Raw genomic sequence first — 13,846 nt, 5'->3', positions numbered from 1 at the left:
CATGTCCCAGCACGAGGACCAGCACCGGCCGGACGAACCGGCAGTGGAACCGCCGACCGGCCAGGACGAGGGCTCGGCTGCCACCCCCACCGTCGAGGAGCTGGACGACCGCTGGCGGCGGGCGATGGCCGAGCTGGACAACCAACGCAAGCGCCACATCCGTGAGTTGGATCAGGTGCGGGAGGCCGAACGCGGCCGGCTCGCCGCCGCCTGGCTGCCGGTGGTCGACAACCTCGAACTGGCGCTCTCGCACGCCGAGGCCGACCCGAGCTCCGTAGTCCAGGGAGTACGGGCGGTGCGCGACCTGGCCGTGCAGATCCTTCGGGACCTCGGTTATCCGCGGCACGACGAGACGGATGTGCCGTTCGACCCCGCTCGGCACGAGGTGGTCACCGTGGTCGACGAGCCGGGCACCGCGCCGGGCACCGTGGTTCGTGTGCTGCGGCCCGGATACGGCGACCCCGATCGGCAGCAGCTTCGGCCGGCTGCCGTGGCCGTGAGCCGGAAACAGGAGTGACGGCATGGCGCGCGATTACTACGAGGTGCTGGGTGTGTCGCGCAATGCGAGCGCGGACGAGATCCAGCAGGCCTTCCGCAAGCTCGCCCGCCGGCACCACCCGGACATCAACCGCGACCCGGCAGCCGAAGAGCGGTTCAAGGAGATCAACGAGGCGTACCAGGTGCTGTCCGACCCGAAGACCCGCGCACGGTACGACCGTTTCGGTCCGGACTTCCGGCAGATCCCGGAAGACTACGACGAGCGGGTCGCCGCAGGCGCCGGATTCGGTGGCGGCCGCGGCGGACGGGTCCGTTGGTCCACCGGCGGCGCGCCCGGCGGGGGCGGGGCTCGGGTCTGGACCGGTGGCGAAGGCTTCGAAGGCGCCGGAATCAACATCGAGGACCTGTTCAGCGGCATGTTCGGCGGACGCGGCGCGCCTGGCCCGATGCCCGGCGCCGATCAGGAGGCCGAGCTCCGGCTCACTGTGGAGGAGGCGCACCGCGGCGGCAAGCGGCGGGTGCCCCTCGGCGGCCCGGACCACCCGCGCACCTACGAGGTGAACATTCCGCCCGGTGTGGTCGACGGCCAGCGGGTCCGGCTCGCCGGACAGGGCGGACAAGGCACGGGCGACGGTCCCGCGGGCGACCTCTACCTGAGGGTGAAGATCCTCCCCCACAAGCGGTACCGGCTGTCCGGACGCGACATCCACGTCGACCTGCCGGTGGCCCCGTGGGAGGCGGCGTTGGGCGCGACCGTGCCGCTGACGACACCGAGCGGCACCGCCAAGGTCACCGTCCCTCCCGGTTCCTCCAGCGGCCGCCAACTGCGACTGCGCGGGGAGGGCATGCCCAACCCGAAGGGCACCCCAGGCGACCTGTACGCCCACATCCGCATAGTGGTCCCGCCCTCGCCGACTCCCAGGGAGAAGGAGCTGCTCGAGGAGCTGGCCGCCGTATCGACCTTCGACCCGAGGAGGCATTGAGATGGGCCTGCGCCCCACGCCGGCCGCGGCGCAACGCGCACGAGAGGCGGCAGCGATCCACTACCCGCTGACCCGCCCGTACCGGCTCAGCTTGGACGTCGTCGCCCGCCGCAGCGGCCTGCACCCCGACCTCGTCCGCCGGTTCGTCGCACTGAGCCTGGTGGACGCCGCCCGGGACGCCTCCGGAGAACTCTGGTTCACCGCGAGCGCGCCCGCCGCCATCGCCCGCGTCCAACGACTACGAACCGGGCTCTGCCTCAACTACGCCGCGATCGGGCTGGTCATGGACCTCCTGGACCGGATCGAGTCGTTGGAGGCCGCATTGCGCCGCGCGAACGCCGCCCATCCCCAGGCCGACGCGCCCATCGGACAGCCAAGGAGTGGACCGCCGTGGACATGAACCGTCTCACCCAGAAGTCCCAGGAAGCGCTGCAGGAAGCACAGACCACGGCGACGGAGATGGGCCACACCGAGGTCGACGGCGAACATCTGCTGCTCGCCCTGATCACCCAGGTCGACGGCCTCGTACCGCGCCTGCTGGAGCGGTGCGGCGCCAGCCTCGACGCGCTGCCGGCAGATGTACGCGACGACTTGAAGAAGCGCCCCAAGGTCACCGGCCCGGGCGCCACGCCGGGACAGGTGTACGTCACCCAGCGGCTCGCCCGGCTGCTCGACGCCGCCGACCGCGAGGCGAAGCGGCTGAAGGACGAGTACGTCTCGGTGGAACACCTGATCCTGGCGATGATCGACGAGGGCACATCCACCCAGGCCGGGCGCCGTCTGAAGGAGCACAACGTCACCAGGGAAACCTTCCTGTCCGCGCTGACCGAGGTACGCGGCGCCCAGCGGGTGACCTCCGCGACTCCGGAAGGCGCGTACGAGGCGCTGGAGAAGTACGGCCGGGACCTCGTCGCCGAGGGCGAGGCAGGAAAACTCGACCCGGTGATCGGCCGTGACGCGGAGATCCGCCGGGTGATCCAGATCCTCAGCCGCAAGACGAAGAACAACCCCGTCCTCATCGGCGACCCCGGCGTCGGCAAGACGGCCATCGTCGAGGGCCTCGCACAGCGCATCGTGCGCGGGGACATCCCCGAAGGCCTGCGCGACAAGACCATATTCGCGCTGGACATGGGGTCGTTGGTGGCGGGTGCCAAGTACCGCGGCGAGTTCGAGGAGCGCCTCAAGGCGGTACTGGCGGAGGTGAAGGCCGCCGAGGGCCGGATCCTGCTCTTCGTGGACGAGCTCCACACCGTGGTCGGAGCGGGCGCGGCCGAGGGCGCGATGGACGCGGGCAACATGCTCAAACCGATGCTGGCCCGCGGCGAGTTGCACATGATCGGCGCCACCACACTGGACGAGTACCGCAAGCACGTCGAGTCCGACGCGGCACTGGAGCGGCGCTTCCAGCCGGTGATGGTGGACGAACCCAGCGTCGAGGACACCATCTCCATCCTGCGGGGGCTACGCGAACGCCTTGAGGTCTTCCACGGCGTCAAGATCCAGGACACCGCCCTGGTCGCCGCGGCGACCCTCAGCCACCGCTACATCACCGACCGGTTCCTCCCGGACAAGGCGATCGACCTGGTCGACGAGGCCTGCGCGCGGCTGCGCACGGAAATCGACTCCCTGCCGGCCGAGTTGGACGAGCTCACCCGTCGAGTCACCCGGCTGGAGATCGAGGAGGCCGCACTGTCCAAGGAGGACGATCCGGCCAGCAAGGCCCGGCTTGCGGAACTCCGCCGCGAACTGGCCGATCTGCGGGCCGAAGCGGACGCCAAGCACGCGCAGTGGGACGCCGAGCGGCAGGCCATCCGGCGCGTCCAGGAACTGCGCCAGGAGCTGGAACAGGCCCGTCACGAGGCCGAAGAGGCCGAGCGGCACTACGACTTGAACCGGGCCGCCGAACTCCGTTACGGGAAGATCGCCGAACTGGAACGCAAACTCGCCGCCGAGGAGCAGCAACTCGCCGCCAAACAGGGCGAACAGCGGCTGCTGCCCGAGGTGGTCACCGAGGACGAGATCGCCGAGATCGTCGCCGCCTGGACCGGCATCCCGGTGGCCCGGCTGCAGGAGGGCGAGCGGGAGAAGCTGCTGCGTCTGGACGAGATCCTGCGGGAGCGGGTCATCGGCCAGGACGAGGCCGTACAGCTGGTCGCCGACGCCGTCATCCGGGCCCGCTCCGGGATCCGCGACCCGCGTCGGCCCATCGGCTCGTTCATCTTCCTGGGACCGACCGGCGTGGGCAAGACCGAACTCGCCAAGACGCTGGCCGCCGCGCTGTTCGACAGCGAGGACGCCATGATCCGCCTCGACATGAGCGAGTACCAGGAGAAGCACACCGTCAGCCGCCTGCTCGGAGCGCCCCCCGGCTACGTCGGATACGAGGAGGGCGGCCAGCTGACCGAGGCGGTGCGCCGCAAGCCGTACTCCGTGGTGCTCTTCGACGAGATCGAGAAGGCGCATGCGGACGTCTTCAACACCTTGCTGCAGGTGTTGGACGACGGCCGGATCACCGACTCCCAGGGGCACACCGTCGACTTCCGCAACACGGTCATCATCATGACCTCCAACCTCGGCTCCCAGCACCTGTTGCAGGACGCCACCGCGGGCGGCGAGATCAAGCCCGAGGTGCGGGAGTTGGTCATGGCCGAGCTGCACGCCCACTTCCGGCCCGAGTTCCTCAACCGGGTGGACGACGTGGTGCTCTTCCGGCCACTCGGCCTCCCCGAGATCGAACGGATCGTCGACCTGCTCTTCGACGAGCTGCGCAAGCGGCTGGCAGACCAGCAGATCTCCCTGGAGCTGACCGAGAAGGGCCGCCGCCTCATCGCCCAGGAGGGCTTCGACCCCGTTTTCGGAGCCCGGCCACTGCGCCGCTTCATCTCGCATGAGGTGGAGACCAAGATCGGCCGTGCCCTGATCCGCGGCCAGATCCGGGAGGGGGTCACGGTGGTGGTCACCGCTCGCGACGGCGAGTTGGTGGTGGAGATCCCCGATGCCACGCGGCAACAAGCCAGGGCCGCGTGATCGCGGTCGTCAGGAGGTGTCATGAGCGGCACACGGACGCAGACCGTCAGCTGCGAGAACTGCGGTAGGGCCAACCGGATTCCAGCCGCCGCGCAGGGCAGTCCCAGGTGCGGCAACTGCCACCAGCCGCTGCCGTGGATCGCCGACGCCGACAGCCAGGACTTCGCCGAGATCGCCGAACAGTCAACGCTCCCGGTCCTGGTGGACCTGTGGGCGACCTGGTGCGGCCCGTGCCGGATGGTCAGCCCCGCGCTGGAACGGGTCGCGCGGGAGATGGCCGGCCGGATCAAGCTGGTCAAGGTGGACGTGGACAAGTCCCCGCAACTGCAGCAGCGGTTCGGTGTACAGGCGATACCGACCCTGCTCATCCTCGACCGGGGCAAGGAGATCTCGCGGCAGACCGGCGCCGCACCACCCAACATACTGCGGGACTGGGTGGAGAAGACCCTCGCCGGCCGCACCCAGCCCGCATGACACCCGGAGGCAACCATGACTGTCCTTCACGACCCCCATCTGAGCCTGGTGCGCAACGTCGTTCCGAGGACTCCGAACGGATGCGAGGAGTGCCTCAGGCTAGGCATGGACTGGGTGCACCTGCGCCTCTGCCTCACCTGCGGGCATGTGGGCTGCTGCGACTCGTCGCCGGGGCAGCACGCCAGGGGGCACGCCGCCGCCATCGGACACCCCATCGTCCGTTCGCTGCAACCGGGGGAGAACTGGCGCTGGTGCTACACGCATGAGGCGTTCGTGTGAGCCGCCAAGCACCGGACAGGCGCGAGGGAGCCGTCATGGGCAGCGGTGACGCCGTGCGCCTCCGCCATCGGCGAGGGCGCGATGGCCTACACCTGATCCACGGGCGACTCCGGATGCGGGGGGGTCGTCGCTCCGGACCGCACTCACCCGCTCACTGCGTACCGGGAGCAGGTCCTCAGCCTGTTCGACCTGCTCCGTTGAGGGCAGCGGCGGTCCCGAGAACGGAGTCGGCCAGAAGGCCAGAAGGCCAGAACTGGTCGCTCCGGGTCCGGCAGGGGTGGAGTATGGACACGGCTCCGGCCCGGCCGGGCGCCACCGCACGTACACGTCGCGATGAGAGGGCCGGATCGGGAGGAGCCGAGATGCCGCACGAACGAGCCGGACAGCCCGCGCAGCCGGAAGACCTGGTGGATGTCGCACGGCTGGTGACGGCGTACTACGCCCTGCATCCGGATCCCGCCGAACCATCCCAGCGCGTGGTCTTCGGCACCTCAGGCCACCGGGGGTCGTCGCTGGCCACGGCGTTCAACGAGGACCACATCACAGCGACGAGCCAGGCGATCTGCGACTACCGGTCAATGCGCGGTACGGACGGCCCGCTCTTCCTCGGCGCCGACACCCACGCACTGTCCGAGCCGGCGAAGGTGAGCGCCCTGGAGGTACTCGTCGCCAACGACGTCACCGTGCTCATCGACAGCGCCGACGGCTACACCCCCACACCGGCCGTTTCACACGCCATCCTCACCCACAACCGCGGCCGTACCGGCGGCCTCGCGGACGGTGTGGTGGTCACGCCGTCCCACAATCCGCCGGCGGACGGCGGCTTCAAGTACAACCCGCCGAACGGCGGCCCGGCCGACTCGGCGACGACAGCGTGGATCCAGGACCGGGCCAACGAACTGATCGCAGGCGGCCTCAAGGGCGTACGGCGGATCCCTTACGCCCGCGCCCTGTCCGCGCCGGCGACCGGCCGATACGACTTCCTGAACCGCTACGTCGACGACCTGCCCGCCGTGGTCGATGTCAGCGCCGTGAGCTCGGCGGGCGTGCGCATCGGCGCGGATCCCATGGGTGGCGCGTCGGTCGCCTACTGGGGCCGGATCGCAGAGCGCCACCGGCTGAACCTGACCGTGGTCAATCCACTGGTCGACCCCACCTGGCGCTTCATGACGCTGGACTGGGACGGCAAGATCCGCATGGACTGCTCCTCGCCCCATGCGATGGCCTCACTGATCGACCAGCGCGACGCGTACCAGGTGGCCACCGGCAACGACGCCGACGCCGACCGGCACGGCATCGTCACCCCGGATGCCGCTCTGATGAACCCCAACCACTACCTCGCCGTGGCCATCTCGTACCTGTACTCGCACCGCGAGCAGTGGTCCCGTACCGCGGGCGTCGGCAAGACCCTGGTGTCCTCCAGCATGATCGACCGTGTGGCCGCGGAGTTGGGGCGCGAGCTCGTCGAAGTGCCGGTCGGCTTCAAGTGGTTCGTCGACGGTCTGTTGGACGGTTCGCTCGGCTTCGGCGGCGAGGAGTCAGCCGGTGCCTCCTTCCTGCGCCGTGACGGATCGGTATGGACGACCGACAAGGACGGAATCATCCTCGCTCTGCTCGCCTCCGAGATCACCGCGGTGACCGGCAAGTCCCCGTCCCAGCACTACGCGACGCTCACCGGACGCTTCGGAGCGCCCGCCTACGCCCGGATCGACCAGCCCGCCTCGCGCGAGCAGAAGGCCGCACTCTCCCGACTCTCCCCCGGGCAACTGACGGCGGACACCCTCGCGGGCGAGCCGATCACCGCCGTTCTCACCAAGGCACCCGGCAACAGCGCGCCGATCGGCGGTATCAAGGTGACCACCGAGCACGCGTGGTTCGCCGCCCGCCCCTCCGGCACCGAGGACATATACAAGATCTACGCCGAGTCCTTCCTCGGCCCTGACCACCTCAGCCGCGTCCAGGAAGAGGCCAGGGCGCTGGTGACCGCCGCCATGGGCAGCCGCCCCGGCGCCTAGAAGAAGCCGCCGTCGACGGCGAGGGTGCGGCCCGGGAGGAGGCGTCGTCACTGGCCAGGAAGGCGAACGCGGGCGCTGTCTCGGCGGGCTCCGCAAACCGCCCCAACGCCACCTGCGCCTCCAGCCACTTGCCGGTCGGCAGCTCCAGCCCCGGACGCTGGTACGACTCGGCGTTCTCGGCGGCCATGCCAGTGGCGGTCCACCGCTCGGGATCGGCCACATCCGCCTGCACCTCGACCGCCCGGGCGCCGTCCGTGGTCAGACGGGACACCGACTCATGGGCCGCGGCCCGGTTGTCCCGGCACCCGATCACCACCGAGGCGCCCTCCTGTGCCAGGCGAGTGGGGACCGCCGCGCCGATCCCGCGGCTCCCCCCGGTCGCCGGCGCCACCTTGCCCGTGAACCGCTCGCCCATCTTCGGCACCTCTCTCGACCTGTAGCGATCGGCCCCCTTCGTCGTCTCCCCCCAGACCGGGCCTCACCACCGAGACCTGAACCACGAGGAACTCCCCCAACCGGCAGTGATATAGTCACTGTGCGAATTCACGTGACGACCGAAAGTCATGGCCGAGCGATGATCTGCCTCATCCGCGCCGGGAACACCGCCGCCAACCGCCCTCCAAAGTCCGCAGGCACACCGGGATGACGCCGCTGGCCACCACCGTCAAGTGCATGGGCCGCACCTACGGGACCGCCGCGACGGACGGCACGATAGCCATCAGCGACCTCACCGACATCACCCATCCCGTTCCGCTGGGAACCGCCCGAGCGAACGACACCGGGACATGGGAAGTCCACACCACCCGCGGCGTCCACGTCACCCGAACCCCCGATCTGCTCCAGGCCGTCGCCGTACTACGCCAGGCCAACTGGCCGCCCCGCGACGAGCCCCGCGGCAGGTAAGGCAAGTTCGCCAAGCGAACGCGAGGATCGGCGGGACCTACCGCGGCTCCCGCCGATCCTTCGGGCTGCCGCTCCCGTCATTCCCTGGGCTGCCTAAGCCCCTCGTTCCCCGGGTTGCCGACTGTCGGCCTCATGCCGGTCGGGGTGGCCGAAGAGGAGGTCGTAGCCGGGGGGTAGCTGAAGCAGGACGCGGTGCATGAGATCTTCACCGGCGGCGTCGGCGACCACGCTCAGCACCGCACCGGTGTCCCATTTGGCCGTCTCCTCAGTGGCCCCCTCGATCCATGCCGCAGTGGCTCGGACGAACCGCTCGGGACCGAGCGGCTCGGCGGCCTGCAGCGGGTTGAGCAGGATCAGGGCGTATGTTTCGGGCAGCCGGGCCGCGAGCTCGGCTCTCTCCTGGCCGACGACATGGGCGCCCAGCAGGGCGAGGACAACTCGGGCTGCCCGTTCCGCTTCCTGCTGCGAGGGGTACTCACCACGCTCCTGGACCGCTGCCAGGAACGCCTCCTGTGTCAGATGCATCGCGCTCCCCCTTCATGGTGCGCGGAGGGCGGGCCGAAGGGGAGGGGACTGCCGCCCTCCGCGTGCTGTGCGGGCGGGGGCCTGCCTCAGCCGCTGATCTGCTCGTGCGCGGTGGTCCCAGCACCAACGGCGATCTTGCGGGGCTTGCCGCGCTCGGCGACCGGGATGCGCAGAGTCAGGACACCTGCGTCGTACTCGGCCTTGATGTTGTCGACATCGAGGCTATCGGCCAGCACGAGCCGGCGGGAGCAGACACCGAGAGGACGTTCGGACAGCTCCATCTGTACGCTGTCCGCCTTGGCGACCGGTGGGCGCTCCGCCTTCACGGTCAGTATGTTCCGCTCGACGTCGATGTCGCTCGCGTCCGGGGACACGCCGGGCAGGTCGGCCCGCGCAGCCCACCCCCGTGTCCCTGCTCGCCGCCGGCGCGGCGCCGAGCTCCATCGACCATGCCGTCAGCGCCGCCCACACGGCGGAGGCCGATGAGCGTCCTGGCGCCGACGCCAGCAGCCGTGAGCAGGCACCGGCCGCCCTTCTCCTGCTGCGCGAGGTGCGCCACCCGCTGGCCGGCTGGGAACCGACCCTGATCGAGGCGGCTCGCGCAGCGGGCGCCAGCCGGGCGGACCCAGCTCACCCCCTCGGCGTCACCAGCCGTCAGGCCGCAGCACGCCGTTACGTGCGCCTACGCCCGGGCGACGTCGGCACCACGGCCGAACAACGCGTCAAGGCCACCCGGGACCGCCGAGCCGACGAGCCGACGACCGCACCGTCACCGCATGGGCCCGCGGCAACGCGGCCGAGCTGCGCCGACTCGCCGGCCAGATCACCGCCCTGACCGACGTCCCCGCCGAGGCTCGCGCCCCGATCGGAAGCCTGGCCCGCGCCCAGGCCGACGACGACGCCGCCAACCTCATCGGCCCCCTGGCCGACGCCCGCGCCCATCCGCAGCACGGCCACCCCGACCTCGCGGCCCGCGTCGACGGCATAACCCAACGAGCCGACCAGCTCCGTCAGGACAGCGACCACCAGCGCCGCGGCGACGGAACGGCTCGTCGTGCCAAGGCCGTTCACGGCCAGGACCACCCCTTGACGTACGTCACGTCCAGTTGCGCCCAGGTGTTGGGGGCGGCGGATGGCCCACCCAGCGCGGATTCGTTCTGGATGATCCAGGACATGTCCGCATTCGGAACGGCGGTGGTCGAACGGCCGATCACCTTGCCGTCGAGTTCGAAGGTGACACTGCCCGGCTGCCAGATGATGTCGCTGGTGTGCCAGGACATGAACGTGGCGCCCGAACTGTAGGCGTCCTGGTCGCCGCCGATGCTGTTCTTGTGATGGGCGAAGGCGTAGATGGCGCCGTTCCAGTTGCCCTCAGGAAAGTCCTCCTCGCAGTTCGGGCAGGCGGTGGCGCTGTCCGGCCAGAGCAGGTGCGCGGACTTGTAGCCCGGCGCTGCTGTGGACACGCGGAAGCGTTCCTCGACCTTGCCGTACCGCAGCCCCATGAGCCGCTTGGGAACGACCGCCGCGGAGTGGACGGGTCCGGCGGCGCCGCGCCACATTCGGATGTGCAACTGGCCATCGCCCCAAGGACCGGGGCTCACCCACAAGGTGGCGGCCGGGTCGTAGTATCCGCCGACCGGATAGCCCCGCTGCGTAGCGGTGTCCGGCCAACCCGCCGGGTACGCCCACCAGTTCTCCCGCATGGCCCCGGTGAGGCCGGAGCAATAGGCCTGCGGGGTGTCCACGTTGTTGTCACAGCCGGAGAACGAGCCCAGCTTCGTGGGCGAGTTGAAACCGTCAGCGAAGATCAGGTGGAAGCCAGGCCGTGCTGACGCCCCTCGCGCTGGCGCGGCGCCCATGCCGAGCAAGGCGGAAATCGCGAGACCGATCGCGGCGATTCGGCGCATGCGGCACCTCGCAAAGTCGGGGTCCTACCGCTCTCGTCGGTCGCCAGACGGTAATTCCGTAGGCGTAGTGCGGTGGTGGAAGGTGCATCGGGTAGCTGGTTGCCACGATTGCCGGCGTGCCCCGGGCGGCAGCGTGCGGCGCGTGGTGCGGACGAGCATGGTCGCCGCACCGGGTGCCGGCTGCCTCGGCAGGATTCGAACCTGCCCCTCACGGCTTTGGAGACCGTTGCTCTACCAATTGAGCTACGAACCAACGGATGCGGGCCGACGAAGAACCACCGTTCCGTTCCAACGGAGCCGTACGGTCATTCGATCCCAAGCGGCCCGATGCCCAGGTCCTCACGCATGAGGTCGCGCATCCGCGCCATGGCCGTGCGACGCTGTGCGATCAGAGGGGCATCCTCGTCGGAGCCGACAGCCACCCCCCGGGCGTATGCGTCGCGTATCCGGCGCAGGCCGTGAAATGCCTCGTTTCCGGCCGCCACGACCTGCGGCGGCCCTACGAGCCAAAGGCGTTCGCTGGCCGTGTACACGCCGGTGCTGCGGAAGGCTTCCCGCACGGCCGCGTCACGCGCCGACTCGGACATGTGATCGCCCAATGCGACGGCCCGGATCTCCTCACCGGTCGCTTTCAGCGCGGAGACGTACTCCGTGTACACCTCGCGCCGCAGTTCCAGCGCGTGACGGGACTCCTCGCGCCGCCATCGGTTGCGATCGGCGGTCAAGGTGGCGGTGATTCCGATAAGGGCACCGGTCAGTGTGGAGAGCAGTGGCATCCAGTCCATGCGCCGCAGCTTGTCTGAATCAACGCGGCCACACCAGCGGCTTTTCGCTGCCTTCCCACACTGGCTGGTGACGTCGCCGCGGTAGGTATCCGTCAACTCCGAGATTCTTGAGGAGATCCGCGGAACTACCTTCGTGCCGCAGCGGAGTGCGCGGCCGAACTCGGGCGTGGGCGCTCTGCCTCCATCCGCTGCTCACCTACGGGCCCCGTGCGAGCCCTCTTTGCCTTGACGTAGGCGTCAAGGTCTAGCGTCAGAGCCATGCGCATCGGCGAACTTGCGGAGCGGGCAGGGGTCAGCACCCGGACTCTGCGTTACTACGAGTCCCGTGGGTTGCTCCCTGCCCGTCGTGCGGTCAACGGATACCGCGTGTACGGCGACGGCGATCTGCGGCTCGTGCGGCAGATCCGCACGCTGCAGGACTTCGGGTTCGGCCTTGAGGAGACCCGGCCGTTTGTGGAGTGCCTGCAGGCGGGACATCCGGCCGGGGACTCCTGTCCGGCCTCGCTCGATGTGTACCGCAGGAAGCTTGCCGAACTCGATGTGCTGATAGGTGAGTTGGGGGCGGTGCGCGACCAAGTGGGTGCGCAGTTGTTGAGGGCCGAGGCGGAGTTGCCGGGTGGGCCGGAGCCGCGGTGCGAACTGAGAGGATGACGATGATCAAGGCAGCAGGTTTGGACGAGGTCACCGACGCGAACTTCGCCGACGTGGTGCTGAAGGCGGACCTTCCAGTGCTGGTGGAGTTCACCGCCGACTGGTGCGGCCCGTGTCGGCAGCTGGCTCCGGTGCTGAGTGCGCTCGCTGCGGAGAACGGCGACCGGATCAAGGTGGTACAGATCGACACGGACACCAATCCCGAGACGATGATCGCGTACGGTGTGCTGTCGGCGCCCACGCTCATCCTCTTCCGCGGCGGCGAGCCGGTGAAGTCGATGGTCGGCGCCAGGCCCAAGCGGCGTCTGCGCAAGGAACTGGAAGACGTGCTGTAAGGGCATGAGCACCTGTCCGGCGGGACGATCAAGTCGTCCACGCCACTGGCCCGCTGGCCACGGGGAAGCCGTCCGTGCGGGTCACGCTCCCGCGAATTGCGCGATGATCGAGCATCGTTCGGCCAACCGCGAAGGAGCCAGGATGCCTGGAGTCGGTGAAAGCGCCCTCGGTCGGGCCGAGTTCGAAGCTGGCTCCGCGGTGCATCAGCGCGGCCAGATCATCTTCTTGAACGGGACGTCCAGCTCCGGGAAGTCGAGTATCGCCAAGGAACTGCTCCGGGTTCTGGACGAGCCGTACTTCCATCTGCCCGTGGACGCCTTCCACGCCATGCGGTCTCGCCGTGAGTTGGCCCCGGACCAGTTGCCCGATGTGCTTCGGCGTACGTGGATGGGATTCCACCGCGCGGTCGCCGGTATGGCCGCGGGCGGCAATCACGTGGTGGTGGACCATGTGCTGAGCGAGCAGTGGCGTCTGCTGGACTGCCTTGGGCTGTTCCCTCCCGAGGATGTCGTCCTGGTCGGCGTACGCTGTTCGCGCCAGGAGCTGGAGCGGCGCGAGCGTCTGCGCGGCGACCGTCCGATCGGCCTTGCGGCACGCCAGTTGGCACAGGTCCACGCCCACGGTCTGTACGACATCGAGTGCGACACCACCACCGCCAGCGCCGCCAAGTGCGCTCGGCGGATCAGGGACTTCCTGCCACAGCGACCGGCTCCCACCGCGTTCGAGCGCCTCAGGGCGCAGCTCCTCCCTTAGCCGTCGGGCGGTGAGGAGCTATGCGGAAGTGCGCCCACTCGTGACCGAGAGGCGCATTCCCGTTTCACGGCAGAGGCATCAGGCGGTAGAAGACGGTGGCGACCAGATCGCGGGCGTACTGCGGGTCAAGGAGCCCCTGGCGGAACAGGATGCGGTACATCATGGGCGCCACGACATGGTCCATGACGGCGTCGGTGGGCGGTACGTGCTCGCCGCGCTGCGCCGCACGGGCGAGGATGGTCTCGACCGCTTCGATGGCATAGGCGGAGCACTGCCCGGCGTTGCTTCCGTCCGGATCGCCCGCGAGGGCGTCGCGGATGTAGCAGCGGCCCGCCGGCGAGGACATCTCCTCAAGGAAGGAGACGGCCCAGTGCTCCAAGTCCTCGCGCAGGCTGCCGAGATCGGCCGGGGGCGCCTCGGGGCGCAGCCGCTCCACCGCGACGTCCGACAGCAGTTCCTTCAGGTCTCCCCAACGGCGGTAGATCGTCGACGGGGTGACACCGGCGCGCGCGGCGATCAGGGGCACGGTGAGGTCGGGGCGGCCTCGTTCGGCCTGGAGCTCGCGCACAGCCGTGTGCACCGATTGCTGAACGCGGGCGCTGCGTCCTCCTGGGCGTACGGATGGTCTGGGGCTCATACCCTCACCTTAACGCAAAATCATTGCTTGGCTCTGCGGTCCCTCCGCCCCTGGCCTGACGCATCCGGCCAGG

Annotated in this window: 16 protein-coding genes, 1 tRNA gene and 2 pseudogenes; 12 read left to right on the top strand and 7 right to left on the bottom strand. The window is 69.5% G+C overall.

Annotation, left to right across the window (positions count from 1 at the left end; translation table 11 throughout):
- The first annotated feature begins 1 nt into the window (after window position 1).
- The 7 genes from P2L57_RS13625 to pgm all read left to right on the top strand — a co-directional run bounded on the left by P2L57_RS13625 (window position 2) and on the right by pgm (window position 7,276).
- Window positions 2-517, top strand: coding sequence for a nucleotide exchange factor GrpE (locus P2L57_RS13625; protein WP_275813449.1), 516 nt, complete (start codon window positions 2-4; stop codon window positions 515-517).
- Between the two features lie 4 nt (window positions 518-521).
- Complete coding sequence (locus P2L57_RS13620; RefSeq protein WP_275813446.1) at window positions 522-1,481, top strand: DnaJ C-terminal domain-containing protein; 960 nt, start codon at window positions 522-524, stop codon at window positions 1,479-1,481.
- A gap of 1 nt (window position 1,482) precedes the next feature.
- Window positions 1,483-1,881, top strand: a complete 399-nt coding sequence (locus P2L57_RS13615) for a chaperone modulator CbpM (protein ID WP_275813443.1) — start codon at window positions 1,483-1,485, stop codon at window positions 1,879-1,881.
- The gene (clpB, locus tag P2L57_RS13610; protein WP_275813440.1) at window positions 1,872-4,508 is read left to right on the top strand and encodes an ATP-dependent chaperone ClpB; all 2,637 of its coding nucleotides are present in this window, start codon (window positions 1,872-1,874) and stop codon (window positions 4,506-4,508) included. Before P2L57_RS13615 ends, clpB begins: the two co-directional genes overlap by 10 nt.
- 21 nt (window positions 4,509-4,529) lie before the next feature.
- The gene (gene trxA, locus P2L57_RS13605) at window positions 4,530-4,982 is read left to right on the top strand and encodes a thioredoxin (protein WP_275813435.1); all 453 of its coding nucleotides are present in this window, start codon (window positions 4,530-4,532) and stop codon (window positions 4,980-4,982) included.
- Between the two features lie 15 nt (window positions 4,983-4,997).
- A complete protein-coding gene (locus P2L57_RS13600; RefSeq protein ID WP_275813432.1) occupies window positions 4,998-5,261 on the top strand; it encodes a UBP-type zinc finger domain-containing protein in 264 nt (87 codons plus the stop codon).
- Between the two features lie 362 nt (window positions 5,262-5,623).
- Window positions 5,624-7,276, top strand: coding sequence for a phosphoglucomutase (alpha-D-glucose-1,6-bisphosphate-dependent) (gene pgm / locus P2L57_RS13595; RefSeq protein ID WP_275813429.1), 1,653 nt, complete (start codon window positions 5,624-5,626; stop codon window positions 7,274-7,276).
- Here the strand turns inward: pgm and P2L57_RS13590 are convergent.
- Window positions 7,209-7,691: an SDR family oxidoreductase gene (locus P2L57_RS13590; protein ID WP_275813426.1), complete on the bottom strand. Its 483-nt coding sequence runs from the start codon at window positions 7,689-7,691 to the stop codon at window positions 7,209-7,211. The genes pgm and P2L57_RS13590 overlap by 68 nt on opposite strands.
- Before the next feature lie 227 nt (window positions 7,692-7,918).
- Here P2L57_RS13590 and P2L57_RS13585 point away from each other — a divergent pair, with 227 nt between their 5' ends.
- On the top strand, window positions 7,919-8,179 hold the full coding sequence (locus P2L57_RS13585; protein ID WP_275813422.1) for a hypothetical protein: 261 nt from the start codon (window positions 7,919-7,921) through the stop codon (window positions 8,177-8,179).
- A gap of 93 nt (window positions 8,180-8,272) precedes the next feature.
- Here P2L57_RS13585 and P2L57_RS13580 read toward each other — a convergent pair whose 3' ends face one another.
- Both P2L57_RS13580 and P2L57_RS13575 read right to left on the bottom strand, forming a co-directional pair.
- Complete coding sequence (locus P2L57_RS13580) at window positions 8,273-8,704, bottom strand: DUF2267 domain-containing protein (RefSeq protein ID WP_275813419.1); 432 nt, start codon at window positions 8,702-8,704, stop codon at window positions 8,273-8,275.
- 86 nt (window positions 8,705-8,790) lie between these two features.
- Window positions 8,791-9,090, bottom strand: a pseudogene (locus P2L57_RS13575) (Hsp20/alpha crystallin family protein); the annotation flags it as partial.
- Between the two features lie 20 nt (window positions 9,091-9,110).
- Between P2L57_RS13575 and P2L57_RS13570 the strand changes: the two are divergent.
- A pseudogene (locus P2L57_RS13570) lies at window positions 9,111-9,739 on the top strand (type III effector protein); the annotation flags it as partial.
- Between the two features lie 32 nt (window positions 9,740-9,771).
- On the opposite strand, the gene P2L57_RS13565 reads toward P2L57_RS13570, so the two are convergent.
- From P2L57_RS13565 to P2L57_RS13555, 3 genes are all read right to left on the bottom strand, one after another.
- Complete coding sequence (locus tag P2L57_RS13565; protein ID WP_275813416.1) at window positions 9,772-10,611, bottom strand: glycoside hydrolase family 16 protein; 840 nt, start codon at window positions 10,609-10,611, stop codon at window positions 9,772-9,774.
- A 180-nt stretch (window positions 10,612-10,791) separates the two neighbouring features.
- Window positions 10,792-10,864 (bottom strand) — tRNA-Trp (locus P2L57_RS13560).
- A 52-nt stretch (window positions 10,865-10,916) separates the two neighbouring features.
- Window positions 10,917-11,492 (bottom strand): hypothetical protein, encoded by a 576-nt coding sequence (locus tag P2L57_RS13555; protein WP_275813412.1) that lies wholly within the window; start codon window positions 11,490-11,492, stop codon window positions 10,917-10,919.
- Window positions 11,493-11,654: 162 nt separating this feature from the next.
- Between P2L57_RS13555 and P2L57_RS13550 the strand changes: the two genes are divergently transcribed.
- The 3 genes from P2L57_RS13550 (at window position 11,655) to P2L57_RS13540 (ending at window position 13,136) form a co-directional block, all read left to right on the top strand.
- Complete coding sequence (locus P2L57_RS13550) at window positions 11,655-12,047, top strand: MerR family transcriptional regulator (protein ID WP_275813409.1); 393 nt, start codon at window positions 11,655-11,657, stop codon at window positions 12,045-12,047.
- A gap of 2 nt (window positions 12,048-12,049) precedes the next feature.
- Window positions 12,050-12,382: a thioredoxin gene (trxA, locus tag P2L57_RS13545; RefSeq protein WP_275813406.1), complete on the top strand. Its 333-nt coding sequence runs from the start codon at window positions 12,050-12,052 to the stop codon at window positions 12,380-12,382.
- 142 nt (window positions 12,383-12,524) lie between these two features.
- On the top strand, window positions 12,525-13,136 hold the full coding sequence (locus tag P2L57_RS13540; RefSeq protein WP_275813402.1) for a chloramphenicol phosphotransferase CPT family protein: 612 nt from the start codon (window positions 12,525-12,527) through the stop codon (window positions 13,134-13,136).
- A 64-nt stretch (window positions 13,137-13,200) separates the two neighbouring features.
- Here P2L57_RS13540 and P2L57_RS13535 read toward each other — a convergent pair whose 3' ends face one another.
- Window positions 13,201-13,773, bottom strand: coding sequence for a TetR/AcrR family transcriptional regulator (locus P2L57_RS13535; protein WP_275813398.1), 573 nt, complete (start codon window positions 13,771-13,773; stop codon window positions 13,201-13,203).
- Window positions 13,774-13,846 lie beyond the last annotated feature (73 nt).

The organism is Streptantibioticus ferralitis, from assembly GCF_029223525.1.
Classification (GTDB): domain Bacteria; phylum Actinomycetota; class Actinomycetes; order Streptomycetales; family Streptomycetaceae; genus Streptantibioticus_A; species Streptantibioticus_A ferralitis.
This window is presented reverse-complemented; position numbering and strand designations above follow the sequence as displayed.

What these genes read in the sequence shown, in the direction of transcription:
- P2L57_RS13620 (WP_275813446.1), top strand. Translation starts at nt 522, where the DNA reads ATGGCGCGCGATTACTACGAGGTGCTGGGTGTGTCGCGCAATGCGAGC.
- P2L57_RS13615 (WP_275813443.1), top strand. Translation starts at nt 1,483, where the DNA reads ATGGGCCTGCGCCCCACGCCGGCCGCGGCGCAACGCGCACGAGAGGCG.
- P2L57_RS13590 (WP_275813426.1), bottom strand. Translation starts at nt 7,691, where the DNA reads ATGGGCGAGCGGTTCACGGGCAAGGTGGCGCCGGCGACCGGGGGGAGC.
- P2L57_RS13535 (WP_275813398.1), bottom strand. Translation starts at nt 13,773, where the DNA reads ATGAGCCCCAGACCATCCGTACGCCCAGGAGGACGCAGCGCCCGCGTT.
- P2L57_RS13625 (WP_275813449.1), top strand. Translation starts at nt 2, where the DNA reads ATGTCCCAGCACGAGGACCAGCACCGGCCGGACGAACCGGCAGTGGAA.
- P2L57_RS13580 (WP_275813419.1), bottom strand. Translation starts at nt 8,704, where the DNA reads ATGCATCTGACACAGGAGGCGTTCCTGGCAGCGGTCCAGGAGCGTGGT.
- P2L57_RS13565 (WP_275813416.1), bottom strand. Translation starts at nt 10,611, where the DNA reads ATGCGCCGAATCGCCGCGATCGGTCTCGCGATTTCCGCCTTGCTCGGC.
- P2L57_RS13550 (WP_275813409.1), top strand. Translation starts at nt 11,655, where the DNA reads ATGCGCATCGGCGAACTTGCGGAGCGGGCAGGGGTCAGCACCCGGACT.
- trxA (WP_275813406.1), top strand. Translation starts at nt 12,050, where the DNA reads ATGATCAAGGCAGCAGGTTTGGACGAGGTCACCGACGCGAACTTCGCC.
- trxA (WP_275813435.1), top strand. Translation starts at nt 4,530, where the DNA reads ATGAGCGGCACACGGACGCAGACCGTCAGCTGCGAGAACTGCGGTAGG.
- P2L57_RS13540 (WP_275813402.1), top strand. Translation starts at nt 12,525, where the DNA reads ATGCCTGGAGTCGGTGAAAGCGCCCTCGGTCGGGCCGAGTTCGAAGCT.
- P2L57_RS13600 (WP_275813432.1), top strand. Translation starts at nt 4,998, where the DNA reads ATGACTGTCCTTCACGACCCCCATCTGAGCCTGGTGCGCAACGTCGTT.
- pgm (WP_275813429.1), top strand. Translation starts at nt 5,624, where the DNA reads ATGCCGCACGAACGAGCCGGACAGCCCGCGCAGCCGGAAGACCTGGTG.
- P2L57_RS13585 (WP_275813422.1), top strand. Translation starts at nt 7,919, where the DNA reads ATGACGCCGCTGGCCACCACCGTCAAGTGCATGGGCCGCACCTACGGG.